Source organism: Peptoniphilus sp. HMSC075B08, from assembly GCF_001815405.1.
GTDB lineage: Bacteria > Bacillota > Clostridia > Tissierellales > Peptoniphilaceae > Peptoniphilus_A > Peptoniphilus_A harei.
Genome location: NZ_KV820429.1, coordinates 145,820 through 170,528 on the forward strand (window position 1 = coordinate 145,820; position 24,709 = coordinate 170,528).

General features: G+C 33.0%; 35 protein-coding genes, 1 tRNA gene and 1 other RNA gene. 13 read left to right on the top strand and 24 right to left on the bottom strand.

Annotation, left to right across the window (positions count from 1 at the left end; translation table 11 throughout):
• Window positions 1-6: 6 nt before the first annotated feature.
• The 17 genes from HMPREF3023_RS01175 to HMPREF3023_RS01250 all read right to left on the bottom strand — a co-directional run bounded on the left by HMPREF3023_RS01175 (window position 7) and on the right by HMPREF3023_RS01250 (window position 8,045).
• Entirely contained in the window at window positions 7-1,275 is a 1,269-nt protein-coding gene (locus HMPREF3023_RS01175) for a PBSX family phage terminase large subunit (RefSeq protein ID WP_083315482.1), read from the bottom strand.
• On the bottom strand, window positions 1,259-1,735 hold the full coding sequence (locus HMPREF3023_RS01180) for a terminase small subunit (protein ID WP_070700034.1): 477 nt from the start codon (window positions 1,733-1,735) through the stop codon (window positions 1,259-1,261). Before HMPREF3023_RS01180 ends, HMPREF3023_RS01175 begins: the two co-directional genes overlap by 17 nt.
• A 147-nt stretch (window positions 1,736-1,882) precedes the next feature.
• The gene (locus HMPREF3023_RS01185) at window positions 1,883-2,281 is read right to left on the bottom strand and encodes a hypothetical protein (protein ID WP_070700035.1); all 399 of its coding nucleotides are present in this window, start codon (window positions 2,279-2,281) and stop codon (window positions 1,883-1,885) included.
• A 16-nt stretch (window positions 2,282-2,297) separates the two neighbouring features.
• Entirely contained in the window at window positions 2,298-2,825 is a 528-nt protein-coding gene (locus HMPREF3023_RS09740) for a MazG-like family protein (RefSeq protein ID WP_256373634.1), read from the bottom strand.
• Window positions 2,822-3,139 (bottom strand): hypothetical protein, encoded by a 318-nt coding sequence (locus HMPREF3023_RS01195; protein ID WP_070700036.1) that lies wholly within the window; start codon window positions 3,137-3,139, stop codon window positions 2,822-2,824. Before HMPREF3023_RS01195 ends, HMPREF3023_RS09740 begins: the two co-directional genes overlap by 4 nt.
• Window positions 3,136-3,432 (bottom strand): hypothetical protein, encoded by a 297-nt coding sequence (locus tag HMPREF3023_RS01200; protein WP_070700037.1) that lies wholly within the window; start codon window positions 3,430-3,432, stop codon window positions 3,136-3,138. Before HMPREF3023_RS01200 ends, HMPREF3023_RS01195 begins: the two co-directional genes overlap by 4 nt.
• The gene (locus HMPREF3023_RS09410; RefSeq protein WP_168165791.1) at window positions 3,429-3,584 is read right to left on the bottom strand and encodes a hypothetical protein; all 156 of its coding nucleotides are present in this window, start codon (window positions 3,582-3,584) and stop codon (window positions 3,429-3,431) included. Before HMPREF3023_RS09410 ends, HMPREF3023_RS01200 begins: the two co-directional genes overlap by 4 nt.
• 6 nt (window positions 3,585-3,590) lie before the next feature.
• Window positions 3,591-3,809, bottom strand: a complete 219-nt coding sequence (locus tag HMPREF3023_RS01205) for a hypothetical protein (protein ID WP_070700038.1) — start codon at window positions 3,807-3,809, stop codon at window positions 3,591-3,593.
• A complete protein-coding gene (locus tag HMPREF3023_RS01210) occupies window positions 3,802-4,422 on the bottom strand; it encodes a Rossmann-fold NAD(P)-binding domain-containing protein (protein ID WP_070700039.1) in 621 nt (206 codons plus the stop codon). The genes HMPREF3023_RS01205 and HMPREF3023_RS01210 overlap by 8 nt, the downstream gene beginning before the upstream one ends.
• A gap of 45 nt (window positions 4,423-4,467) precedes the next feature.
• Entirely contained in the window at window positions 4,468-4,812 is a 345-nt protein-coding gene (locus HMPREF3023_RS01215) for a DUF1064 domain-containing protein (RefSeq protein WP_070700040.1), read from the bottom strand.
• The gene (locus HMPREF3023_RS01220) at window positions 4,805-5,656 is read right to left on the bottom strand and encodes a DUF4373 domain-containing protein (protein WP_070700041.1); all 852 of its coding nucleotides are present in this window, start codon (window positions 5,654-5,656) and stop codon (window positions 4,805-4,807) included. The genes HMPREF3023_RS01215 and HMPREF3023_RS01220 overlap by 8 nt, the downstream gene beginning before the upstream one ends.
• 78 nt (window positions 5,657-5,734) lie before the next feature.
• Window positions 5,735-6,589 (bottom strand): phage recombination protein Bet, encoded by an 855-nt coding sequence (gene bet / locus HMPREF3023_RS01225; protein ID WP_070700042.1) that lies wholly within the window; start codon window positions 6,587-6,589, stop codon window positions 5,735-5,737.
• A 12-nt stretch (window positions 6,590-6,601) separates the two neighbouring features.
• Window positions 6,602-7,072, bottom strand: a complete 471-nt coding sequence (locus HMPREF3023_RS01230) for a siphovirus Gp157 family protein (protein ID WP_070700043.1) — start codon at window positions 7,070-7,072, stop codon at window positions 6,602-6,604.
• Window positions 7,059-7,271 carry a hypothetical protein gene (locus HMPREF3023_RS01235; RefSeq protein WP_070700044.1) on the bottom strand — a complete coding sequence of 71 codons (213 nt, stop codon included), beginning with the start codon at window positions 7,269-7,271 and terminating at the stop codon, window positions 7,059-7,061. The genes HMPREF3023_RS01230 and HMPREF3023_RS01235 overlap by 14 nt, the downstream gene beginning before the upstream one ends.
• Before the next feature lie 110 nt (window positions 7,272-7,381).
• The gene (locus tag HMPREF3023_RS01240; protein ID WP_070700045.1) at window positions 7,382-7,591 is read right to left on the bottom strand and encodes a hypothetical protein; all 210 of its coding nucleotides are present in this window, start codon (window positions 7,589-7,591) and stop codon (window positions 7,382-7,384) included.
• Between the two features lie 12 nt (window positions 7,592-7,603).
• Window positions 7,604-7,789 carry a hypothetical protein gene (locus HMPREF3023_RS01245; RefSeq protein ID WP_070700046.1) on the bottom strand — a complete coding sequence of 62 codons (186 nt, stop codon included), beginning with the start codon at window positions 7,787-7,789 and terminating at the stop codon, window positions 7,604-7,606.
• A gap of 13 nt (window positions 7,790-7,802) precedes the next feature.
• On the bottom strand, window positions 7,803-8,045 hold the full coding sequence (locus tag HMPREF3023_RS01250) for an excisionase family DNA-binding protein (protein WP_070700047.1): 243 nt from the start codon (window positions 8,043-8,045) through the stop codon (window positions 7,803-7,805).
• A gap of 245 nt (window positions 8,046-8,290) precedes the next feature.
• Between HMPREF3023_RS01250 and HMPREF3023_RS01255 the strand changes: the two genes are divergently transcribed.
• Both HMPREF3023_RS01255 and HMPREF3023_RS01260 read left to right on the top strand, forming a co-directional pair.
• Entirely contained in the window at window positions 8,291-8,692 is a 402-nt protein-coding gene (locus tag HMPREF3023_RS01255) for a hypothetical protein (protein ID WP_144019616.1), read from the top strand.
• Complete coding sequence (locus HMPREF3023_RS01260) at window positions 8,685-9,119, top strand: hypothetical protein (RefSeq protein WP_070700049.1); 435 nt, start codon at window positions 8,685-8,687, stop codon at window positions 9,117-9,119. The genes HMPREF3023_RS01255 and HMPREF3023_RS01260 overlap by 8 nt, the downstream gene beginning before the upstream one ends.
• Here the strand turns inward: HMPREF3023_RS01260 and HMPREF3023_RS09415 are convergent.
• Both HMPREF3023_RS09415 and HMPREF3023_RS01270 read right to left on the bottom strand, forming a co-directional pair.
• Window positions 9,106-9,255 carry a hypothetical protein gene (locus HMPREF3023_RS09415; RefSeq protein ID WP_168165792.1) on the bottom strand — a complete coding sequence of 50 codons (150 nt, stop codon included), beginning with the start codon at window positions 9,253-9,255 and terminating at the stop codon, window positions 9,106-9,108. The two genes, HMPREF3023_RS01260 and HMPREF3023_RS09415, sit on opposite strands and share 14 nt — an antisense overlap.
• Before the next feature lie 73 nt (window positions 9,256-9,328).
• On the bottom strand, window positions 9,329-9,535 hold the full coding sequence (locus HMPREF3023_RS01270) for a helix-turn-helix transcriptional regulator (protein WP_070700051.1): 207 nt from the start codon (window positions 9,533-9,535) through the stop codon (window positions 9,329-9,331).
• A 123-nt stretch (window positions 9,536-9,658) separates the two neighbouring features.
• On the opposite strand from HMPREF3023_RS01270, the gene HMPREF3023_RS01275 reads away from it, so the two are divergent.
• The 5 genes from HMPREF3023_RS01275 (at window position 9,659) to HMPREF3023_RS01295 (ending at window position 13,520) form a co-directional block, all read left to right on the top strand.
• Window positions 9,659-10,018 (top strand): helix-turn-helix domain-containing protein, encoded by a 360-nt coding sequence (locus HMPREF3023_RS01275; protein ID WP_070700052.1) that lies wholly within the window; start codon window positions 9,659-9,661, stop codon window positions 10,016-10,018.
• 14 nt (window positions 10,019-10,032) lie between these two features.
• Entirely contained in the window at window positions 10,033-10,818 is a 786-nt protein-coding gene (locus tag HMPREF3023_RS01280) for a type II toxin-antitoxin system PemK/MazF family toxin (RefSeq protein ID WP_070700053.1), read from the top strand.
• Between the two features lie 228 nt (window positions 10,819-11,046).
• On the top strand, window positions 11,047-11,616 hold the full coding sequence (locus HMPREF3023_RS01285) for an ImmA/IrrE family metallo-endopeptidase (RefSeq protein WP_246829158.1): 570 nt from the start codon (window positions 11,047-11,049) through the stop codon (window positions 11,614-11,616).
• A gap of 137 nt (window positions 11,617-11,753) precedes the next feature.
• Window positions 11,754-12,254, top strand: a complete 501-nt coding sequence (locus HMPREF3023_RS09160; protein ID WP_083315483.1) for an OB-fold protein — start codon at window positions 11,754-11,756, stop codon at window positions 12,252-12,254.
• Between the two features lie 96 nt (window positions 12,255-12,350).
• The gene (locus HMPREF3023_RS01295; protein WP_070700055.1) at window positions 12,351-13,520 is read left to right on the top strand and encodes a tyrosine-type recombinase/integrase; all 1,170 of its coding nucleotides are present in this window, start codon (window positions 12,351-12,353) and stop codon (window positions 13,518-13,520) included.
• Between the two features lie 212 nt (window positions 13,521-13,732).
• On the opposite strand, the gene ssrA is transcribed toward HMPREF3023_RS01295, so the two are convergent.
• From ssrA to HMPREF3023_RS01310, 3 genes are all read right to left on the bottom strand, one after another.
• Window positions 13,733-14,076, bottom strand: a transfer-messenger RNA (tmRNA) gene (gene ssrA / locus HMPREF3023_RS01300).
• Window positions 14,077-14,100: 24 nt separating this feature from the next.
• On the bottom strand, window positions 14,101-14,751 hold the full coding sequence (locus tag HMPREF3023_RS01305) for a VanZ family protein (RefSeq protein ID WP_070700056.1): 651 nt from the start codon (window positions 14,749-14,751) through the stop codon (window positions 14,101-14,103).
• Window positions 14,748-15,386 (bottom strand): HAD family hydrolase, encoded by a 639-nt coding sequence (locus HMPREF3023_RS01310; protein WP_070700057.1) that lies wholly within the window; start codon window positions 15,384-15,386, stop codon window positions 14,748-14,750. The genes HMPREF3023_RS01305 and HMPREF3023_RS01310 overlap by 4 nt, the downstream gene beginning before the upstream one ends.
• A gap of 186 nt (window positions 15,387-15,572) precedes the next feature.
• Here HMPREF3023_RS01310 and HMPREF3023_RS01315 point away from each other — a divergent pair.
• The 3 genes from HMPREF3023_RS01315 to HMPREF3023_RS01325 all read left to right on the top strand — a co-directional run bounded on the left by HMPREF3023_RS01315 (window position 15,573) and on the right by HMPREF3023_RS01325 (window position 17,881).
• A tRNA-Pro gene (locus HMPREF3023_RS01315) sits at window positions 15,573-15,649 on the top strand.
• Window positions 15,650-15,821: 172 nt separating this feature from the next.
• Window positions 15,822-16,142 (top strand): hypothetical protein, encoded by a 321-nt coding sequence (locus HMPREF3023_RS01320; RefSeq protein ID WP_070700058.1) that lies wholly within the window; start codon window positions 15,822-15,824, stop codon window positions 16,140-16,142.
• 284 nt (window positions 16,143-16,426) lie between these two features.
• Complete coding sequence (locus HMPREF3023_RS01325) at window positions 16,427-17,881, top strand: carbon starvation CstA family protein (RefSeq protein ID WP_070700059.1); 1,455 nt, start codon at window positions 16,427-16,429, stop codon at window positions 17,879-17,881.
• Window positions 17,882-17,977: 96 nt separating this feature from the next.
• On the opposite strand, the gene HMPREF3023_RS01330 is transcribed toward HMPREF3023_RS01325, so the two are convergent.
• The gene (locus tag HMPREF3023_RS01330) at window positions 17,978-19,594 is read right to left on the bottom strand and encodes an alkaline phosphatase (protein ID WP_070700060.1); all 1,617 of its coding nucleotides are present in this window, start codon (window positions 19,592-19,594) and stop codon (window positions 17,978-17,980) included.
• Between the two features lie 191 nt (window positions 19,595-19,785).
• Entirely contained in the window at window positions 19,786-20,313 is a 528-nt protein-coding gene (gene hpf / locus HMPREF3023_RS01335; RefSeq protein WP_070700061.1) for a ribosome hibernation-promoting factor, HPF/YfiA family, read from the bottom strand.
• A gap of 170 nt (window positions 20,314-20,483) precedes the next feature.
• Between hpf and HMPREF3023_RS01340 the strand changes: the two genes are divergently transcribed.
• The 3 genes from HMPREF3023_RS01340 to HMPREF3023_RS01350 all read left to right on the top strand — a co-directional run bounded on the left by HMPREF3023_RS01340 (window position 20,484) and on the right by HMPREF3023_RS01350 (window position 24,678).
• Window positions 20,484-21,392: an FUSC family protein gene (locus HMPREF3023_RS01340; protein WP_070700062.1), complete on the top strand. Its 909-nt coding sequence runs from the start codon at window positions 20,484-20,486 to the stop codon at window positions 21,390-21,392.
• Complete coding sequence (locus tag HMPREF3023_RS01345) at window positions 21,392-23,107, top strand: hypothetical protein (protein WP_070700063.1); 1,716 nt, start codon at window positions 21,392-21,394, stop codon at window positions 23,105-23,107. Before HMPREF3023_RS01340 ends, HMPREF3023_RS01345 begins: the two co-directional genes overlap by 1 nt.
• A gap of 266 nt (window positions 23,108-23,373) precedes the next feature.
• Window positions 23,374-24,678: a YjiH family protein gene (locus tag HMPREF3023_RS01350; protein WP_070700064.1), complete on the top strand. Its 1,305-nt coding sequence runs from the start codon at window positions 23,374-23,376 to the stop codon at window positions 24,676-24,678.
• Window positions 24,679-24,709: the final 31 nt, after the last annotated feature.

Genomic DNA, 24,709 nt, shown 5'->3' on the forward strand with positions numbered 1-24,709 from the left:
CCTCCTTTATAAACTATGTCTAAAAGTTTGTACTGAATTCTTATGCTTTATGATGTAAGGTTCGATTGCATACCTCATGGCATCCATCAAATGGTTAAAATCATCAATTGGCTTATTAATGGAGTTGTCAAACTTATCTTTTGCCCACTGATAATTTGTTACTTCCGTTAGGAAATTTACACATCTAGGATGTATTACAAGTTTAAAATCCTGTATAAACTGTATGCCATTTAAAATGCTATCCTTGCCTTTCTTTGCTGCCCTTACCCTTGTAAGTCCTAAGCTTCTCAATTCATCAATGGACTTAGGTTCGGCACTATCTGCAATAATTGATTCTTTTCTGGGCCCCATGGCTTCTACTTCTTCATATATTCTTTTATTTGATAAACCTTTTTTGTAAAGTTCATCAAACACATAAATTACTTTATTTTTTAGATCTATTAGACCGCAGAATAAGGCTGTGGGGTCATTGGTATAACCAAAGTCAAGACCAAAAACAGATTCTATCCCCTCTTGTCCTACAAGGCTAGATATATCAAATCTCTTTTCTTCTATGTTTTCATACACTAGACCGTCAACTACTCCCCATTCTCCCAAGCCTGCTACTCGGTATCTTTTAGGGTTATGGATTTTCATTTCATCAAAGACCTTTAAATCCGCCTGGTCCAACCACTCATTACACTTGTAATTGGTAGTGATGGCTAAAATATCTTTATCTTCTCGGTCGAAAAATCTTCTTTTTATCCAATGGCGGTCATTCCAGGGGTTAAGCGTTAAAGTTATTTGTTTAAATAGACCATCTGGAACCTGCCCTCTTATGGACTCGTCCAACATATTGAAATCATCTTCACTCATGATTTCGTAAGCCTCTTCAATCCATAAGAAACACAAAGAGCCTTTGTCTACTGCAACTGATGTAACTTTTAAAGGATCATCAAGTCCCCTAAACAATATTTTTTGCCCTGTAGGTAAATAAGTAAGTTCTAAGGGGCTATTAGTAGCCTTCCAATATTTGTCAACCTTTAAACGGTGTATTGCCCACTTAAGTTGTGAAAAACAAGAATCTTTTACAGTCCTAAAGACTTTTCTAATCACTAAACCATTTGAATCAGGGTATGTCATTATCCTATAAATCATGTTTAAAGCAGTTGTAGTTGACTTCTTACTTGCCCTAGACCCTTTAACTACTCGGTATCTCCCTTTATAATTCCAGTAAGTTCCGTAGCCTTTACCAATAACTTCAGGAAGGTAAACCTCATTAGTCTTCAAGTTCATCAGCCCCAGAAATAATTGTAGGTACATCAATATCCATGTCGATTTTATCCGTCCATAGTCCATACCTCTTACCAAGCAATTCTCCAGCTTTAATTGCATCACGGTTTTCTGTTGGTGTCTTTATAACCTTGGCTTTTTCTTCAACTCCAATAATATTTCCGTGTTCATCTTTTAAAGGGATCTTTATAGTTACAGTCTCATAATGAATTTCTTCTCTTCTAAAGGTCCTTGTAAGCCCTCTTAAAATCTCCCTAGTATCAGCAATTTCTTCTTCGTCAATCTCTTTCATTCTTTCTTCCAGGTAGTCTCTCATGTAGGGCTTTTTAAATAACTTAGTAGCTCCTACGCTTGCACTCTTCTCATCTTTGCAAGTTGGAAAGAATTTCCAGTAACTTCTTGTTTTATTTCCAGTTCTAAGGTATTCTTCCGCCACCTTTCTATGTCTTGCTGTAAGTCCCACTTCTCCACCACCTTTCTAAAATTGGATAATAAAAAAACACTCTATGTTAGAGTGCTCTTTTAGATTGAAATCCTTAGTTGCTATCATGGACCAATAACTTATATTCTTTCATCTTACATATTACTACTTAAAAATCGTTCAAATCGTTCAACTTCTTAAAAATCTATCATGCAATAACCTTGAGTATGACTCGTTAGTGCTGCCTAACCTCATGCTTATTTTTACCCAGGTCCAGCCGTCAATATATCGTTTTGTAAAAATGTACCTCATTCTTGAGTCCTTTATTCCGTCAATATACTCTTCAATCTCAAGCCTTGCCCTTTTACATTTTCTTATTCTTCTTCTAAGTAGCAACTGCAGCCTTTGAATATAAGCATCTTCTTCAAGCCCGCAAATCTTTAGACTATATAGGTTATATGGATATTCAATTGCGCTGGCCTGTACTTTATCCATCACTAGCTTGGTTTTAACATTCTGTAATTTGTCCTCTAGATCTTCAATTTCTAATTTTAAAATTCTGTACTGTAATAGCTGCTCTTTATCCATTTATCCTCCAAGACCTCTAAAGGTCTTCACTTTTGACGAAAGTGCCGTTTATTGTTTTACCAGTCCTAGCCTCTATTTTCTTGTAAGCTTTTTCTAAGCACTCAATGACATCAATTCCAAGCTGCGCACATAATATTATTAGAGTGACGAAAATGTCCCCCATTTCTATTTTCATATTCTCTATATATATTTCTTTTAATTTTTCGTGTTCAACTCTTTCAACCTGGTCCATTTCTGATTTAAATTCAAAAACTTCCTCAATACATTTCAAGAATTGTTTCGGCGCATTTTTCCTATGGAGCAAATCTCTATCCTTTGCCCAAATAAGGACCTGTCTTGTAAATTCCTCAAATTGACCGTCTTCGCTGAATTTACCAACGTCTAAATTATCAAAAATTAACAAGACTGTGTTGTCGTAATCTTCTACTTTTTTAACTTTCAGCGAATAAGCGGCATTTTCATCCGCATTATCAAAAGTTAGACCCTCAATTTCTGCTTCAGGATCACAATAAATTAATTTCATAATTAGATCTTTTACTTTCATTTTTCCACCTCAAAAAGTTTTTCAAATTCTTCAATGTTATCTTCGTCATAAATTTCATGACCTATATAAAAACTCCATCCATAGTCTTTTATAAGTCGCAAGCACACTTCTTGCTCTGATAATTCCTCACCATTATCTAAACTCTTTGCTCTAATTGCCCTTATACTTGTAAAGTCATCTACCTCTAGGTCGCATTGGTACGCATAAGGACCCTCATAATTCGCTTGTGCTTTTGCTTTACCTCTCGACTCAGCCCACACAAGACTACTACAAAGTTCTGGGCTCTCGTCTGAACTTAATATCCACGCTCTCATTGCTCCCACTCCAATCTTTGACCGCACCCATGGCAAAATCTTTGAACTTGGTTTCCATCTAAGCCACAACCACATTTAGGACACTGGCTAATGTAAAATGTTCTCCCACATGCGTCCCTTGTGTACTCTTTAACCTTTAAAGGTTTGAATTGTGCTATTTCAACCGTTGGTGTTAATCTTTCGCTATCAATCACTCTCAAGCAAAAATCTCTATATCTTTTAGGCATGGTAGATTCACCAAGTTCAAATCTAATTCTTTTACGACTGATTAAATCATTTAAATCCACTGTCATTCTTCCACCTCTTTCATAAACTCAACACCACCAAACATACTTCTAAAGTTTTTATCCCAATAGGCTTGAGCAATTTTTTCAGCTTCTTCTTTATCTTCTGCTTTGATATCAATTTCTTCATAAGCAGAAATTTCAAATCTATAAGTTTTCATTTCTCTTTAATCTCCTATAATTTTTTCAACCCAAATTTCCATTATCTTGTCTTTCTTAAGATATACACTATAAGCACCTTCAAGTTCATCTTCACATTTAATATATTCATTGCTTGAATTATATTTTTCCCAGAATTCCTCTTCATTTTTTACAAAGACATCTTTGCTTGGTGGGTTGCTATAATCTAGGGTGTTATCTTCGTAGTATAAAGTTACTTTAATCATTGTTTTGCTCCCACCACTTATTACTGTTTTCCAGCCTATCTTTTAACACATCTATAGTTGGCACTCTAGTTATTTTATTTGGATCATCAAGATCTTCAGATAAATCAATTTTAATTTTAATGTCCTTAGTTAAAAAACGATCTACTGTGAAATCACTGTTATTACTTGCACTAACTAAAACATCAATATCAGTCATAGTTAAAAGATTTTCTAAAGAAGTATAATCAGAATTGAGGCTTACAACATTGGCCCCCAGTTCCAACAGTTCTCTTGCTAGAGATTTGCCTAGGATTTCTGACTGATTGATAATTACAACAGTTTTTCTTTCAACGTCCCCAATTGCCCTTAAAACTGCTTCAGCCGTTATAGTCAACCTTTTACTTGCTGCCCCCTCTATATCGTTAATAGGGTTAGCTTCTAGGAGCTCCATTATCCATTTATAAGTATCAGCTGCCATAGGTTTTAATGCTAATACATTTCTTACTGTACAGTCGGGTAAATTATCCACATCAGCAATAATTGCTTCAGGTATGTTTTTCTTAATTGCTTTTAAGTAACTATCCCTGCCCCTATCCTCTATTTCTTTGTCATATACCACCAAAAACTTTTTCATTCTAACTCCTTATATATTGTAATTTGCTAAAGTTTCTTAACTAGCTTATATTTCCTTAATCTCCAAGTTCATATACTTACGCTCAAATAATTTCTTTTTAAGCTTGTAAACATCAGTCTTGTAGCCTTTCACATCTTCAACAATTGTTTTTTTCTTTTCATTGTCAAAATACATAAAATCAGCAATATAATCTATTTTTCCTATACTTTTTCCATTCTTTTTAAAGCTTTCTTGTAAATTAAAGCGTGGTTGCAGGGTCAAATCCTTAATTAACCCTGCCTTTTCCAACAGTTTTAACTCATTGTATCTATTAGCTTCTTTAAGACTATCAAAGGTAATTCCGTCAATTTGTACTTTTCTAGCGTTATATTTTCCACATCTTCTATACATCAACATTAACTCCTAGCTTCTTAAATCCCTCTTTCTGCTTTTTCATAGCAACATCTTCAAGCTCTTCAGCAGAAAAAGAGTCAGTAATACCCTTAAAGTTATTGAATTTATTAGAATTAGGCCTCTTATAATCCCTATAATCGCCGTTACAAAGCTTTACAAGAAAAGAGTTGTTAGCTTTGTTAAGGTTGTGGTTCTCACAAACCCACTTACTCTTAGAGAGCTCATCAATTAGCTTCTCAACATCAATGTTTGAATTGATTTTTGTGAGGAAGTTAGGATATACAGGAATTTTAAGCAAAGAATTTAGTCTAGATATAAGCTTATTATTTATATCACCCTTTATACTTTTCTTTTCTTTACTTTCCTTTACTTTACTTTGTGTACTTTTGCTAACAATAACCCCAGTTTCTGCAACAGTAACGGGAGTTTCTGTAACAATAACCCCAGTTTCTGTAACATTAACTAATAAATAATCATTTATTAAGTTGTCTCTCTTTCTTCTTTTTGTTATTTCAAAGAATCTTTTTTGAATCCCTTTAGAAGTTATAATTTTAAATTTCTCAAATAATTCATTAGAAAATAGATCTACTTGCAAGCACTTTTTTAAAACTTCTTTTACATACACCTCTTTAGCCCCAACTGCGTCAGCAACTAAAAAGCATACATCTTCATCCCACTTCATGAAATACCCTTCATCTCCATAGATATTTCCGAGCAGCAGTATAATTATTGCAATACTATTTGGCCCACAAGATTTCATAATTTTTCTAATTTTTATATCGTTTAAAAAATCCACATCTAAAGGATAATACTCTATCCCTCTACTTAAAGGTCTTGCCATGTTAAAAACTCCTTTCAAGGTGCTAGCCCCGACATAAGTCAGCAGCTAGCACCCAAATTTTGTTTGTTTTTATTAGGATTAACCTTCAAAAGGAGTACCCTTTAAAAAATCTTCCTCTTCTTCAACTTCTTCAACAACTTCTACTTCATCTGCATCTATAACTTCAGGCTCTTCTTTATTTAAACTAACTAACTTTTTTATATCGTCACAAATACTTTGATAATCTTCTTCTTTGATGTCGCTAGTGTTTTCATAGCCGTACTTGACCATTATTGCTTTTACAATATCCTTGTCATTTTCTGCAATTTTAAAAAGATTCTTTCTTTGATTATCGTTAATAAGTCCTACTTCCCTACTTGGTAAAACTTCTTCATTAACTCCCATTTCTGAACTATCATATAGACCTTGATAATCTTCTGGAAATGCTTCTCTCAAGGCTTGTACTAATGCAACTTTTCTTATCATAGTTGCAGGTTTTGATGCCCAAGTTGATTTACCTGTGTTGTACTCATCAAAGGCTACTGTGTGATAAAAATATGTGCCATCTGTAAATTCAACCTTGCACCAAGCACCCACCAAAGATTCAACTTGCTTTGCATAAAAGGATCCTGCTCTATTTTCAAGATCTCCATTTTGTTTTAAAACAATAATGCCTGCAGTGTATTTTTTAAACTTTTCATTGGCATAAGCCCTCTTAATAAAGAAGTCTTTACCAACAATGATATTTGCATCTTTATCTCCAAATTTAACTAGATAGGCATCTCTTAAAAAAGGATTAAGTTTTTGAAACCTACATAATTCCAAGAATAACTTAAACTCTTTTTCTGTAACTCTATTTGCATCTCCACTTACCAAGAAGTTTTTAACATCACTTTGACTAAGTGTTATTTCTTGGCCACCTGCTTCGTATCTAACCATTAATTCTTGTGACATAATTATTTCTCCTTACCTTATCCTTAAACTTTCTGTTTGGACTAATTCAGCAGCATCTTCAAACAATCCATTCTTTACTGCTTCTTTTAAATCGTTTTTATTTAATTTCTTTTCAATCATGTAATAACCTTCAGGAATCTTGCTTTCATCTAGAATTTTTAAAGATGGAGCATTCTTTTGAATGTTAAAAGAAAATAGATCTGTTTTAAATTTTCTTTTATCCAAAACAAGCATTGCATTTTGTAGATATTCTTTTAGGTGTTTCTGCCTATTTTCAATGGCCTTTCTTTTCTTTGCTAGTCTTTCTTCTTCAGATTTCAAAGCCTCAATATCTCCGTCAAAATCTCTTAAGACTTTTGCAATATTATCAGCCTTAGTTTCAATTTCATCATCAATATTTTCTAGGGCAGCATTAAGATCTCCCTCTTCTATATCCATGTCTTTTAAATTCAAGTAAATTTCTGTTAGTTCATATAATTGCATAATCTGCCTCCTCATCTAGTCTAGTAACCTTTATTCCACTCACTTCTTGCGTTCCGTTGATGTTAAAATTATTTAGTATCTTATCAACTGTATAGCAGTAACCATTTTGTGTAAGCTCATCAACAGTATGAGTTTCAAGTAACATGTCTAAAATCTCTTTATTAGTAAAATCAAGTTCAAATTCAATTTTAAATTTCATAATTTCCCCCTTATTTGTGGTATAATAAAGGCAAATAAAAAATATTTATAATTTATTTAGTCCTGTTGTTTAGTCGCTGCGGGACTTTTTTTTCATTTGCCTTTGTTTCTTCATTTTTCTTCAATTCTTTCTATATTTCCATTCTCAATATCCAACAACAAATCATTTACAGTTATTCTCACTCTATTAATTCTTTTCTTATTGATGAAATTAGTAATTCCATTTTCATAAGCCTTAAAATTATCCTTGTAATTTTGTAAAATAGTTATTGCCGCATCAATAGTTGCATCAAATTTTTCTTTCTTTTTTAGATCTTTCATTTTTATCAACTCCTAAAATAGATTAATTGCAAAGCTAAAAACCTTGTCAATAATCGTCACTCCTGCATACATAAAGAAAAATAAAAACTTTATAAAGAAGTTGGCCAACCAATAGCCAAACACGAAAAGTAAACTAATACCTAAAATTCTCCTTGCTATAATTGGTATCTTGTACCAACTAACACTTAAAGCTTTCATGCTTACACCATCCTTACATTTCCATCCAGTCATCTAACCAAATCTTTTTAAATAGCTTTTGATTACCAATTCCCTTTCTTTTAAACCTTATGTTTCCAGCATCTATTTCTGCATTCAATGTTGTTTTTCCAACTCTCAAATAATCGCAAGCCTCCTGGAATGTAAATATTTCTTTAGGCTCTGTTAAATGCTCAATTAAATAATTTAATTTTTGATTTACATCTTCTATTGTTATGTTTTTTTGTAAAGTTTCCATTCCCGTCCCCCAACGTGTGAATTTTAGCTTCCTTTTTACTCAAATTAGATATATTCAATTAACCTTTTTTCTTCACTATCATTTACTTAGTCCCATTAATTCAATTAGATGATATTAAAGTCTTTTCATTCAGAATTTTATTAATACGAAATTAAATTAGTTAATAACAAATTTATAAGATATAATTTACTTAAAGATTTTTATAGAAAGGTTGTGCAATTATGTGTTTGCCTATAAAAAATTTTTTGGAAATTATTTCATTAATAGTTACGCCAATAAGCTTCGTAGTATCTTTAATTACTTTGCATCTCTCATTAAAAATTAAACAAAGGGTATCGAATGCTGTTGATAGAAATAAACTTAGCTTAAAAATAGATGATTTATCTAATAGAATTGATTTCCTTAGGTGTTCTCTTGATGAAGATGCTAATTACTCTACATTTTCAAAAGTAAGAATTTTATTAGTTGAAATTCAAAGTGAATATCCTTTTGTAGGAAAATCGCTTAAAGAAAATTTAAATCAAGCAATTAAGATCAGCACATTTCCTAAAAATTTTTCTATTGATGAAAATTTATCTATAACCCTTAGCAATTTACTTATTAAAATTAAATCTCAACTAAGAAAGGAAGTTGAACACTATGAATGATAAACACTTACAATTTCTCGAAAAACTCATATATGAAACACGAAAATCTAAAATTTTTTGGGATAGTTTATTTACTTTTACCGATGCTGAAGATATTGATGAAAGATTGCCAAATTTCAAATACATACTTTGGCAAGATACATGGCATTCTGTAGATTACACAAAATCCTACATCTCTTTTACTAATAATTTTATAGTCTTAGTTTTGACTGAAACTATGGATAGCGGATCAGATTATGCCGTTCAAAAAGACGGAAAAACTAAATTTATTGATAATAATATTTATATTGCAAAAGATACAAAATCTGAGCCTTACCAATTAGCCCTAACTAATGAATCAGTACTAAATCTAATTTCAGAAATCCAAAAGATAGAAACAATTCCAAATGAATTAGATAAAATTATTGATGACTTTATAAACGATTGAAATTTCTATCTAGAACTCTGTCTATCCATGACATGTTGAACTGGTCTTTCTTAAATATGTCGTGGATATTTTTTATTGCTAATAAATTCAAAATCAAAGTTACTAAACTTAAAATTGTTATTACAAATCTAACCATTTTATGCACCTTCCTTTTTACTTCCATATTCATGATTAATTATTACTTTCACTCTCCACCTCCTAAATCAATTTTAAGTACATTTTGTACACTTGGAGTGCAAAAAAATATCATCTATTCCATATCCAAGAGCAGATGCTATTTTTTGTGCTACTTGTAATGACGGATTCCTTTCTCCGTTTTCAATGAACCCAATATATTTAGGTGTGACACCTACTAAATTAGCCAATTCTAACTGTGTTAGGTTTTTTTCAAGTCTTTTCTCTTTGACTTTATTCAAATTATCACCTCAAATCATTCTATGTACATAGTGTACAGTACAAAATGAAGAATGTCAATAGATTTTTTAAAAAATTTATTGTATAATGTACTCACAGTACAGAAACAAGAAAGAGAGTAAACTATGGAAGGCAAAATTCTTAAACAATTAAGAGAATTACATAATATGACGCAAAAAGAACTAGCAGATAAAGTTCAAGTAACTCCGAAGGCTATATCTTTTTATGAATTAAATCAAAGAGAGCCTTCAAACGAGCTATTAAAATCTTTTTCACAAATATTTAATGTGTCTGTGGATTATTTATTGGGCAACTCATATATTCCAAAAACCCAAGAAACCAAATCCAAAGCTGAAGAATTAGAGGAAGATTTTCCAGAGGGAATTTCTGTGCTTTATAGAGCAAACAAAAACCTCACACCAGAACAAAAAGAAATGATGCTTCGCATGATAAAAGCAACTTTCTTCGAAGATGATGAAAAATAAAGTAGGTCTATAATATGGATTTCAAAGATATTAATAATAAAGATGATTTTATACAATTTAAATCTGAGTGTATTTCTGACTTAGACGATTCAATAAACGAACTTATGATACGAGATTATAAACAATCTGTAAATCTCACATATTGGATTAGAGATTATAAAAACTTTTTAAAAAAAGAAAAAACTTTTGACTCTACATATTTACCAGTTTATAAATTTGGCTCAATTGTCGAAATAAACCTTGGTTTTAGAGTTGGCTCTGAGTTTGGTGGACAACACTATGGAATTGTAATTAATAGAAAAGATAAGAAATCAAATCCCAACCTAACTGTTATTCCTATGAGATCTTTAAAGCAGAATTTACATTATTCAGAAATTAATATTGGAAATGAATTTTATAATCTTGTGAACAATAAAGTTACTCTACTTAATGAACAACATAATGCAATAAAAAATGACTTGGAAAAAGAAATTGGAAATCTTAAGGAAATGTTAAAAAATAAAGATGAATTGAATTGTGAAGATTCTACTATAATTAGTGAAATTGATCTGGATAATAAATTAAAAGAACTTCTCTTAAAAGATAGAGAGTTAAGTAACAAGATAAAAGAACTTAGTAATTGTTTAAAGAGAATATCTAAACTAAAAGATGGTAGTATTGCCCTTCCCAATCAAGTGCTTACAATAAGTAAAATGAGAGTTAAAGACCCTATACGAGTTCATGATACTCTCTATAACATAACTCTTTCAGATTCTACTATGGAAAAAATTAAAGAAAAATTTGAAAAAATTTATTTTTAAATTGACAATTTTTAACACAATGTTATAATAATGGTACACGATGATTAAATTCATCACGAAAATAATGATACGCTGTTTCTAGAACAGCACTAAATCAAAAAAGCTCTGTACCATTGCTGTACAGGGCTTTTTTGTATGATATAAATTAATTTTTAATGTTTTGCTAAATATATAGGGATCTCAACCCTTATATATTTTTTACTTCAAAAAGAACTAAGGTTTGACAATATGAATAATTTAAACTATAACATACGTTATGCAGTTAGCATGGCAAACTGCGTACACAAAAAAATTAAATATGAGGAGAAACTCTTGCCCATAAATGTAGAAGATATTATTAGATATAGGCCAGATATAAAGGTTAAAAAAGAAGATCTCTTAGGCTTAGATGGATATAGCATCTATAACTATAAAACTAAAAGATATCTTATAGCCCTCGATGATGTAAACTATGACCTATCCCGCCAAAGATTTACTCTTGCCCATGAACTTGGTCACATCTTCCTTCAGCATCATACCAAATACAGGCATTTAAGTAATTATGTAAAAGAAAAATCTGCAGATGCCTTTGCGGGAGAACTCTTAATGCCTAGAGAAATGATGTATAAGACGGCAAAGTTCCCACCAAATTATGTCTTGGACTTATATGGAGTTAGCTACAGTGCCTACGAAAAAAGGAAGTTGTTTTTAGATGATATGGAAAACTTTTCTAAGAAAATAGAAGATGAGAAGTCCATGTCTTTAAATGATATTATCCAATATACAAAACACTCATTGATTTTAAATGGTTGTTATTAGAAAGTAGAATCTTATGGAAAAATGTATCAAGACGAACTTTTTATAAGAAAATTAATTACTAGAATAAGAAATGGTACTTTAAATTAGTTTAAACTTTTAGTTTAAAATATATAAAAATTTATAAGGAGGTTTTTCGCATGGCAAAGAAAATTAAAGGCGAAGACGGAAAAATGTATGTAGAAAAGAAACCTTTCTACAAAAGAGTATGGTTTATTGTATTGGTTGTAGTAGTTATTATTGCTGCAGTAATGCCAAAGGGCGACAAAGGTGCTGACACAGCAAACAAGACAGCAGAAACAAGCACAAAGGAAATTACCTACACAGCAGCAGATGCAGGACAAATGCTTTCTGATTTAGACAATAATGCATTAAACGCAGAAAAAACTTACAAAGATAAGGATCTTGAAATCACTGGAAAAGTATTTAACATTGATAGTTCAGGAAAATACATCAATATTGATGGACTAAATTCAGAATTTACAATGACAGGCATCACTTGTAACTTACAAAATGATGAACAAAGAGATGTAGTTGCAAGCATTTCAAAAGGCGCAACTGTAGTTGTAAGAGGTCATGTTACTGATGTAGGGGAAGTTCTTGGTTACACAATAAAAGTTGACCAAATAGAAGCTAAATAAGTATAAAAAATCCTTGCCAAAAAATAATGTAAAGTTTTAACACGTCCCCCAACGTGTGAATTTTAGCTTCCTAAAAATAAATTTTAGGAGGTAAGAATGGCATATAAAAAACTAAAAAATGGCAAAATTAGAGTCTATGGAGATCATACTATTGACGGTATAAGATATAGACCTAGCTGTACAGTTAAAACAAATTTAACTGGTTTACAGTTAAAAGCTTTTGTTAAAACTAAAGAAATGGAATTACTTGAAGATGTTAAACTACAAGCTAGTGATTCTGACAAAATATCAAGATTAGATATACAAGGAGCTTGTAAGTGGTACCTAAGAATTAAAGACTTAGAACAAAATACCATAGATTCTTATAACAAGTATATTGATAAAAGAGTAGTGAGGTTTTTTAAAACTAAAAAAATAGTTGCAATAACATCTGCAGATGCTAAAAGATTTTTCAAAAAACTAGATAAAGAAATATCTACTCAAACAAAGAAGCCTTTAAGTCAAAAAACTAAGAAGAATTATTTGACTTATTTGCACGCTATATTCCAAGAGTTAAAGGAAAAAAAGATAATAGAAGAAAATCCATTTTCAGATATTACTGTAAGAGTTCCTAAGAATCTAAATAGTAAGAAGTTTTATGGAATTGAAGAAGTGAAACATCATATAAGCGTGCTATCTAATAAAGCACCTTTAAAGTATTTTCTACTCTATGTCTTAACTGTGATGTGTGGCTTAAGGCCTGCAGAAGCAAGAGGTTTAAAGTGGAATAAAATAGATTGGATTGAAAAGAAAATCTATATAGATCAGTCACTTGCAGCAACTCAAGTTGGATATATAACTAAAAGTACAAAAAATGAAGAGCCTAGAGTTCTAGATTTAATTGACTTAGCAATTAAATTGTTACAGATACATTATTCAAATGAGTTGGAAAAATATAAAGAAAATAAAATTACTAAAACTATAAGAGAAAATTATATTTTTACTAACACAGATGGAGATCACATTGGAGAATCCACTTTTAGAAATTGGTGGTATAACTTTTGTAAGAGAAATGATTTGCGTTATGTTTGCCCCTATGGTTTAAGGCATACAACGGCAACAATGCTGGCTTTTAATAACATTCCGTTGGCAAACATTGCTCAACAAATGGGTCATCTTGATACAACAACAACTCTTGTATATATTCATGCTGTAGAGGAAGGTAAAAAAGAAATCAACAATGTTTTAAATGAAAATATTAACGTTGATTTTTTAAAAGTACAATAACAATAAAAAATAAAGAAATGTGGGGACTTAAGAATTTTCAAAAAATTAAGTCCCTATTTTTAGCCGTTATGTAATAAAAACGTGTGGGGACTTTGTGTGGGATTTTATTAAAATCTACGGCTATTTACGGCTATTAACGGCAAATAAAAAAACCATTCTAAAAATAGAATGGCTTAAAATAGACTCCGCAGCTGTCTACGGATATCCGCAAATGGTGGAGGCGGTGGGAGTCGAACCCACGTCCGAAGACCTCTTACAGAAAGATTCTCCGAGTGCAGACTCCTCTTTAGTTTTCCCCTGTATTACTAGAGTGTCAAACTCATACAGGGTATCGCCATAAACCCCCTCTGCTATGACGCATCACAGAGTTCGTTTGCCCGCTAATTTGAAACCCGGTTGCAGATCGCGGTGTCTGGCCGGATTGCTACCTAATTAGGCAGCTAGTGCGAAATTATTTTCGTCGTTTATTTTTTAATAGACCATTTTTACGTTGTGTGATCCATCAACGACTCGCTACTTTAAGCTCAAAATCCCCGTCGAAACCATTTTCGCCCCCATATTTACTTAGACTAAAATTATACTAGATAGCCTGGTCTTTGTCAATTTTAGAGGGCCTTGGTCTTCTCTTTCTTCTCTTCTTCTTGGCAAATTTATATCTTAAAATCTTATCCCAAATAAGATAACCAATAAAAGATCCCAAGACATTTAAAATTAAATCGTCAATGTCCACTGACCTTCCAATAAAAAATTGGATGAATTCTACAAAAAAGGATGTGGCAATGGATAAGCTTATAATTTTTAATAATCTTCTAAACTTTGGAAAAATTTCTGGTACTAAAATTCCAAAGGGGATAAAAATTATTATGTTCCCAAGTATATTTGTAAGTGTGTGGGTAAAACCTGAATATTTTATATAGTTTTTCATAGTCCTAAAGGGAACTAGGTTAACTCCCCAGGCTCCTGATGATAATCTATCTTTAAAGTTGCCAACAAAGTCAAAGTTCTCGTTGGTCAAATTTATCCCAGAGCCTGCTATGTAAGAATTGGGCATAAAAAGCATTATGGCTAAAAAAACCAGGTAGGCTGCGAAAAGGCTAAGCAAAAATTCTCTAAAGCCTGTGGAATTTTTCTTCCTGTGACTAAAGAAGTTAACTCTTATAAGGGAAAAGCCTAGGAAAGTAATTATAAAGGCAGGTACTATTCTTACTGCAAAAAATAAAAATAATCTCATAAGTTTTTCAATTCTAATAATCTCTTTACAGAATTTTTATTTTCACTAACAATTGTTGGCCAAGTGTCCTTAGAGTTCTCGTCATAAATTCCAATAACTTCAAGACCAGCTTTCTTTCCTGTCCTTAGGGCTAGGTAGGAATCGTCAACTAAAAAGACATCTTCTGGCCTTTCTCCCAATTCTTCTACAATTGATGTATAAAATTTTTCTTCTGCTTTTAGGTGTCCCACTGAATCTGCTGTGTAGAGGCCGTCAATAAATTTATCTATCCCATATTTTTCTATAACTATGTTGGCGAAGTGGGCTGCAGTTGATGTTCCTATTACAACCTTAATCCCTTTGTCCTTAAAATATTTTAAAATTTCAAGACATCCTTCTTTAGTTTCGACCTTGTTCCTATAAAAATCTTCAACAGTCCTGCTAAAGTCTCTCATAAGTTCTTCAAAGCTTTCTTCTAATTTATAGTAGTCTTTTAAGTACTTTAAGGATGCGTCCAAGTTCATTGTAGTCATCTTGTGCTGGATCTCATCTTCTATATCTATTCCCTTGGTCTTCATGAAGTCACGAGAAACACTTCTCCAATATTTCATAGAATCAACTAGGGTTCCATCTAAATCAAAAATAATAGCCTTCATCTTAGCTCCTTTCCCATAATACTATTATTTTAGTTGTATTTTTATTAGATTTCAAGTATAATGGCTTAGATAGCTTTTGAGATTTTAAATTTTTTGTAAAAAAAGCTTTGACAAATATTTTTTACATGCTATAATAGTATTTGTTCGAAAATAAAATACAAGTTTTCACTTATGTGAATCTGTCGTCGGGGTGTAGCGCAGTTTGGTAGCGCACGTGGTTTGGGACCATGGGGCCGGGGGTTCGAATCCTCTCACCCCGACCATTTTTTTATCTGAAGGTCTATACCTTCTTTTTTTTTGCAATTTTTATGACTTAGCTTTTTCCTAAACAATCTTAACTTGTTGTGATTTGTTTTTAGACCTATAATTGAAATAAGATTAATTATATGAGTTACTTTTTTAAGTATAATCTACAGGACTTTTCAAGGAGGTCTTATGAATTTTATATTAAGTGACAAGGCCCTGGCCTTTTTAAAAAAGAAAAATATAAGTAAAATTTTTGTAAATCCTGATGTGGACGTCAAGGCATCTTGCTGCTCTGTGGGCACTTTTGACTTTGGCATTTCAATAAAGGATAATGGAGACACAAAAAGGTATAAAAAAGTAGAAGTCTCTAATATATCTATTTTTTACAACCCAACTCTTGACCTCTTTTTTAAGGGGCGTGAAGATTCAGAAATTATTATTTCTGCAATAGGTCTTGGATCTTTTAAAAAGTTATATGTGGAGAATGAGTTTAATTCTATTGAAATGTAATTTTGCAGAAAACTAAAGCTTATATAGGTCATAAATAAATTTAACTTCCTAATAATAAATCTATTTTTTATTTTCATCATTTTTATAAGTTTTGTAGACTTTAACTTTCGAATATTTAACTTTAGGTCCAATATAGTGGACCTTTTTTTAATTTCGTAAAAGTTTTTCATATTTTTTTCTCAACTAAGGCTCAATAAGTCCATGTCAAACATCAACTTTCTTGTAATTGAGCCAGTCTTAGCCTATAATCTTATAGGAAATAATAAAAGTAAGGGGAGGAATTTATGTTACTATTTATTATCGGAATTATTATTTTATTTGTTGGAGGTTTTTTCTACTCAAAATATGTAGAAAAGCAACTTCAACCAGACGATAGACCTACTCCAGCAGTATCAAAAGCTGACGGAGTTGACTATGTAGTGATGAGCGAAAAGAAGAACTGGCTTATCAACCTACTTAACATTGCAGGAACTGGCCCTATACTTGGACCTATCCAAGGTATTTTATTTGGACCCATTGCCTTCTTGGCAATCCCATTAGGTTGTGTCTTCGCAGGTGCAGTCCACGATTACATGACAGGCTTCATCTCTATGAGAAATGGCGGGTCTCAAGTGCCAAAACTTGTTGGTAAGTATATTGGCGACGGCGTTCGTAAATTTTATAATATCGTTATTGCCATCCTACTTCTCTTAACTGGTGTAGTTTTCGTTTACACACCTGGAGACTTAATTGCCAACGACGTCTTAAAGGTTGGTGTAGATTCTAATGTTATTTGGATTATCTACGCAGTGATCTTTGCCTACTACATCCTTTCAACTGTACTTCCTATTGACAAGCTAATTGGAAGAATATATCCACTATTTGGTGCCTTCTTAATTATCTCTGCCATTGGAGTATTTATTGGAATCTTTGTTAAGGGCTCCGGAGACCTTTCTTTTGCAGATTACGGTCTACTTGCAGAACACCCACTTGGTCAAAGATTTATCCCATCCTTCTTTATCACAGTTGCTTGTGGTATCCTATCAGGCTTCCACGGTTCACAAGTTACTCTTGTGTCAAGAACTGTTAAGTCAGAAAAAGAAGCTAAGACAACTTTCTACTCAACTATGATTGCAGAAGGTTTTATCGCAATGGTTTGGGCAGCTGGTGCCATGGTAATCTTCTCAACAGGAAGAGCTCCACTTGATACAGCTGGAACCCTAATGGTTGGAGAAATTTCAAAATACTTTATGGGAGACATTGGAGGATTACTTGCAGTTCTTGGAGTAATAGCACTACCTATCACTTCTGGTGACACTGCCTTTAGGTCTCTAAGACTAATAATCTCTGAAGAATTAAACATTGATCAAAGATCTGGCGCAAAGAGAGCTGGTCTTGCAGCAGTTTTATTTATACCTGCAATAGCAATCCTCTTCTTCGCTAAGTCAAACCCAAATGGATTTAACATGCTTTGGAGATACTTTGGATTCACAAACCAATTTGTAGCAATCTTTGCCCTAGCAGTTGCCACAATTTATCTAATCAACACTAACAAAAATTATTTAATAACTTTGATACCAGGAATTTTCTACACATTTATAGTTTTCGCATTTATTATAAGTGAGAAAAAACTTGGACTTCGCTTGCCATTTACTATTGCCTATCCATCAGCTGGTGTCCTAGCTATCGCTTACGCAATCTTTGTTGTTAAAACTGGTAAGAAAAATAAAACTAGAATTGAAACTACAAATCTAGAATAATTTAAAATCAAATGTTAAAGACCTGCAGAATTTAAAACTGCAGGTCTTTTTTTGAGGATTTATTTTTATTATTTTATGAATAAGAATATAAGAAATTTATTTTACTAGGTCAAAGGCTGTTTGTGGAACATAAACTGCTCTTGTGGAATAAATTGTAAGTCCACCAAGTTCAACTTTTTCACCATTTTTTATAGCGTAGTTCTTTGAAACAGGGAAGATAATCTTGTCAGATCCCTTAGTAACTATAGCTTCATAGTCATTTGGTCCCTTTACCTTAAATTCAACCTTGGCTCCCTTTTCTTCAAAGCCTCTTCTTATAGGTTGGTAAAGTTCTTCTGTCAACTTATCAAGATCAATGTCAAGGACATCTTCCACGTATCTTCCAATTTCATAATTGTGAACTGTCCCGATTAGTCTCTTAGCATCCTTGGCAGTTGAGTAAGAATAAAGGCCTACATCTCCACCAACGTGACCTCCAGTTGTCCAAGCAATATGGCTTCTTGCTGAGATTACTCTTCCCATTGCTGAACCTGTGTCCTTTTCAGTCTTAATAAGGTTTAACTCTTCTTCTGTAAGATCTTTTATGCCAAAGTGCTTTGCCATTACTTCTCCCACATTGGACTTGTCTTCCTTCACTTCTTCAGCAGCCTTTGTCACAGAAATTTTTGCAGATGAAATTATTTTTGTAAACTCATCAAGGGGAGCCTTGTCATAACCCTTTGAAATGTTTCTGTGACCAAAAGTTATCCCACCAGTTCCATGGTCTGCAGCAATTAAAATTACTGTGTCGCCCTTTTCATCAGCAAAGTCTTTTGCAACTTTTACTGCATCGTCAAAGGCCTTGATTTCGTGTATAAGAGCAACTGGGTCATTGGCATGAGCAGCCCAGTCAACTTCAGAGCCTTCAACCATTAGGAAAAATCCCTTGTCATTTTTTGATAAAACTTCTAGAGCTTTGTCAGTCATTTCTGCAAGAGAAGGTTTTGTAGTCTTGTCCCTATCTATTTCATAAGGGAAGGACTTGTCTTCAAAAAGTCCCCAAAGTTTGTTGCCCTTTGATCCTTCTAGACCTTCCTTAGTAGTCACATAATCGTAACCCCTTGTCTTTATTTCAGAAATAAGATCTTCCTTGTCCTTTCTAGTTTCTTTACTTAAATAAGTGCTACCAGCACCTAGGACAAGGTCCATGTCTTGGTAAACTTGTTGTTCGCCAAGGTCTTCGTAGTTATTTCTGTCAGGATTGTGGGCAGAAAAGTCAGCTGGAGTTGCGTGTTGGATATTTGATGTGGACACAATACCAGTGGATCTTCCACTTCTCTTTGCACCTTCAAGGACGTTGGCTATGGGTTGTTTAGCCCTTTCCTTGTCAAAGTTAGAAAATCCTGGCATGCCGCCTTTAGATGGATAAGATCCAACAAAGGGTGATTCTGACTTTATGCCAGTTGCCATGGCTGTTGCTGCTGGAGCAGAGTCGGCCATAGGTGTGTTGGCGTTGTTAGTCCTAACAAGGCCTGTTGCCATATCGTCCATGACAAACTTCTTGTCCTTAGTCATCCATCTTGCAGTTGTAAGTGCTTCTACACTCATCCCATCTGGGATCATAACAATTACATTTTTTGCACTACCATAATCTTTCTCTTGGGCAAATACAAGAGAAGGCGCCAAAGTCACTAGGGCAAGTGAAATTGACAAAGCTTTTTTTAATTTGTTCATACTTTCCCCCTAAGTTTTATTACCTATAATCTAACAGAGGATTGTAAATGAAATATAAATAGTAAGTAAAAAATTTTTAATTTTTTAAAGCAAGAGGTTTTTAATTTTATTTGGAGAATATTTTTTAGATTATATTTTAAAATGACAAGAAAAAAGGACGCCTAAGCGCCCTCAAATTTTATATTTTTAAATTAAACTTCAATTTTACCGTAGTTTCCATCTTTTCTCTTGTAAACAATAGAAACTCCATCAGTATCCGCGTCTAAGAAAACGAAGAAATTGTGATTTAGAAGATCCATTTGTAGGATTGCTTCTTCTTCATCCATTGGGTTAAGTTCGAAGTTCTTTCTCTTCACTATCTTGTGTTCTGATTCTTCCTTTGGTGGTTCTTTATCAAAAAGTTCGTCAAACCTAATTGTTTCGTTGTTTTGATATCTTCTCTTTAATTTAGTCTTGTGTTTTCTAATTTGTCTAGCAAGTGCATCCACAGCGTTGTCCATTGAAGAGTACATGTCGTCTGTAGTTTCTTCTGCCCTAATAATTGTCTTTGGTAAAAATATTGTAGCTTCAACAGTTTGTTCATCTTTTATTGTAGAGAAAACAAGCCTTGTTTCAACTTCTTCAGAAAAATATTTATCTAACCTGGAGAATTTTTTTTCTGCAATTTCCTTCAAAGATTCTGTAAGTTCAATGTTTTTTCCAACAAAGTTCAATAACATAAATGTCACTCTCCTTTTTTCTTTGCTTAATATTTACCCAAAAATTTACAAATATATCATTTTATTTAATTAACATCATAAATCCGTGAAATGTACAATTAAAACTATTCTTGATATAATTAGCATGAATAAAGCAAAAAATAATTTTGATTTTTTAAGGTTGTGATCTTATGGCAATAAAAAATAAAATCGACTATAAGTATAGGATTGGGATGCGTACCCTTAAGACAGCCCTTGCAGTTGTCATTGGCCTCTACATCTCCTACCTCTTGGACCTAGACTCAGCAATATTTGTATCCATAGCTGCAGTCTCAACAATGAAACCCTCAATGTCTGAATCACTTCAAGACTTTAAGAAGAGGATTTTTACCTGTGTATTTGGAGTAATGGTGGGATATTTCTTTTCTAAAATATCTGTAAAAGAATACCTGGAGCCCCTAATAGCAGGCCTTGGCATCCTCCTTACAATTTACATCTTAGTAGTTTTTAAGATGAAGGACATGACCCAGCTTTCTTGCATAGTCTTTGTGGCAAGTTTTTGCTCCGACTCAGACAAATTTTACTACGCAACAAACCGTATCATTGGTACCCTTATTGGGATTTTTGTTGGAGTCTTGGTAAATTATTTTATCTCATCTCCCAATGTCTGGGAAGATTTTATAAGATCTGCCAGGAGCTGCTACAGATCTAGCAACTTAGTCCTAAGGCAAGTCCTTTCAGGCGAAAAGGTGGACTTAAGTGAATTTAATAAAAATCTAGTAAGTACCACAAAACTCTACAAACTTTTGGAGAAGGAGGCAGACACTCCCTTCCAATACAAGTACAACAAAATCTCTCGCGAGAAAAAAATTATGTCACTCATAGAAAGCATATCAGTTAGGCTTGAAGTTGTGGAGAATATGGATATCCACAAATTTAGCCAGGAGGTCTCCCAAGAAGCCCTAAAAAGATATGACCTTAAAGAAGAGCCCACACAAGACTTAGGTGTGGAAGACAGGGTCTACAACTACCACATTGAATATATTTTAAAATACATGGACCAACTTAATGAAGAAATAGAAAACATAAGGGTGAAATAATGAAAGATGACAAAAAAGAAATTTATGAAATAGGTAAAAAAGTAATTTATCAATCAACAATAGGTTTTGAAAATCTTATTAAAAAAGTGGAATTTGATCTACTAAGAGAAAATTCCTACCTAATGAAAAGACCCCAAGATAACATATCTGCCTTTATCCTCTTGGACTTCAAGGAGTTTTATTATTATTCTAAGGATGTCTTGAGAAATATTTTGACTTCACTAGACCTTGAGGACCCTATGATAGAAAATATGGAAGAACTTTTAAGAGATTCCTATGTTTCCCTCTTCAAGATAGAAAAAAAAGATGGATACTACCTTTTTTATGACTGTCTCTTAGATGAATATATAGAAGTTGAACTAGACGATTCCATCGAATACTCTTCTGCAAGCAAGGGCCTAATAAGGGTCTTTGGTAAAGATGATAGAAAAATGGTCCTCCAAGTTCTTCAAATGATTTCTAACAAGGATTTCTTAACCTATAAAAACAATGTGGATAGTTTAATCAACCACATGAGACAGGAGTTTGGACCCTTTGAATTAAATAAGGACTTTCTAAAGTCTGACCTCTTAAACCTCTTGACAGTCTACGAGGTAACTTTTGAAAACTCAAGAGAAGAATCAGAAGACTTTGATGACTATGCCTTCTCTGAATTTGCAGAGCTCCTAAGCACTTTCGATCCAGAGGACTTAGAGATTGCACAAAACTTAGACCTTTACAAAAAAATACTACCTGGAGCCAAGGACGAAGCCATTATGGGCTTCATAGTAAGACTATTCTCAAAAATTTACTTTAAGGTCCTTGCTGATAAAAACAAGAGATTTGACGACTACAAGCTTGACTACAAGGAAATTTTTAAAAGCTTATCAGAAGCTGGCGAATTTTTAAGTAAGGACGAGTTAGTAATGTCTCTGGACTATTTAATTACTTTTTACTCCAAACTTGCAGGGCTTGGAAGAGATGTTGGCAAGATAATAAATGACCTTGGAGAAATTCAAAAAAATATTTTTAATTATCTTGACCTCTTAAAAAAGAGCCAAGCTGGATTCTTTTACGAAGACAAGGTCTTGGAAATCTTAATGGCAAATGAAGAAGACCTTGAGTCTAATGATTTTATAGAATACTTTGACTTCTTTATTGAGTTTTTGGACATGAATTATGTTGGTGTCCTAAAATCTGGAGACCTCTCTCCTGCCATGCTAAGAGACTTTGCTGAGTCAATAAATCTTAGACCAACAAGAGAAGTGATGACTTACAAGAACAAGCACTTCCCACTAATAGAACTTTACTTCAATTTTTTAAAGAAGAAGCATCTTATCCATATAGATCAAAAAGAATATGGAAGACAGGACATTTATATTACAGACATAGCCGAAGATTATCTAGTCTTTGACGAAGTTACTAAACTTGCAATTTGGGTTGAAGCCCTAACTAATAAAGACTTTTTGAAAGATTCCTTTGGCAAGGATTATGAAAAGTACAAGGACTTTGTCATAAATCTTATAAAGGACTTAAGCGAAGGCAAGCTTGTAAGATTATATGAATTTAAATTTAAAGACTTCGAGCTTTCTCTCATAAATATCCTAACGGACCTTGGAATCATAGAAGATGAATTTAAGGATTTAAAAATTACAAAATTTGGAAGAGACATCTACGACTATTACAAGACTGAAGAAGCAAACTCTGACAATGTAATAGAAGTGGACTTCAAATAAAAATATAAAAGACGAGTGAACTAAGAGCAAAACTCTAAAATGGATTTGCCTCTGGCTTACTCGTCTTTTTTTATTGTTGAATTCAAGTCAACAGATAAAATTTGTATATAGTCAAACAAAAAAATCTTTATACTTTGATAAAGCATTACAAACAAAGAGTGTTAAAAAAGGAAAAAGTTTTCTCTCACTCAGATAATACTGTGATATAATAAACCGAAAGGCTAGTCGTTTGATGAACTTTTATTATTTTTAAAGGAGGAATAATAATGGAAAGTAAAAAGTTTAACTCGAAGGACATCTTAATGTTCGTATTATACGCACTCTTTGGCATATTCATGTTCTTCGTACCTGTACAAATTGGAGATGCTAACACCATCCCCATTGACCACTTGACAAGTTTTGTTAAGAAAATCCCAAATTATAACCTAATCTTTGGTGTATTTATGGTTGTAGCTGGTATAGCTTACGCTATAAAATCAAAATCTTGGCAAAAAAGTAAACTTCACATGGTTTTCTTCGTATTAAAATTAGCTGCCCTTGTATTCTTATTTATGTACGTGACAAAAAAAGGACCAGCAAGAATTTTTGACGGCGATATGCTACCACTTATTTGGAACGGAATCATGGTATCTGTAACAACAATTGTACCAATTGGTTCAGTTTTCCTTGCCTTCTTGACAGGCTTTGGACTTATGGAATTTATTGGAGTCTTCATGGAACCAGTAATGAGACCAGTATTTAAAACACCTGGTAGATCAGCAGTTGACGCTGTTGCATCCTTCGTTGGATCATATTCATTAGCACTTTTAATCACAAATAGAGTTTACATGGAAGACACTTACACTAAGAAGGAAGCATCAATTATAGCAACAGGTTTCTCAACAGTTTCTGCTACATTTATGATTATCGTAGCAAAAACTCTTGACCTTATGGATCATTGGCTAGCTTACTTCTGGATCACACTTTTCGTTACTTTCCTAGTAACAGCAATCACAGCAAGGATCTTCCCACTAAGCAAGAAGCCACAAGAATATTATTCTGGCAAAGAATATATACCAGAAGCAAAGAAGAAGGTCACTTTCTCAGATGCCCTTAATACAGGTATGGAAGCTTACAAAAATGCTGACTCCCTAGGAAAAGTTATAAAAGACAACTTTATCGATGGTTTTAAAATGGCACTTAACATTGCTCCATCTCTTCTTGGAGTTGGTATGATTGGACTTTTACTTGCAGAATACACACCAATCTTTGACATCATAGGCTACATCTTCTATCCATTCACACTTATCACAAAAGTAGAAGAACCACTTATGGTTGCACAAGCACTGGGAATGAGTATTGCAGAAATGCTTCTTCCAGCACCACTTGTAGCAGAAGCTGGCCTTGGCCTAATAACAAAAATGCTAGTCGCAATAGTTTCTGTATCAGAAATCCTATTCTTCTCAGCATCAATCCCTGTTATGATGGGAACTGAAATACCTCTAAAATTCTCAGATTATATCATCATCTGGATTGAAAGAGTTATTTTAAGTATTCTAATTTCAATGCCAATACTTTATCTAGTATTTTAGATAATTTCTTTAATTAAATAATAGAAATGAG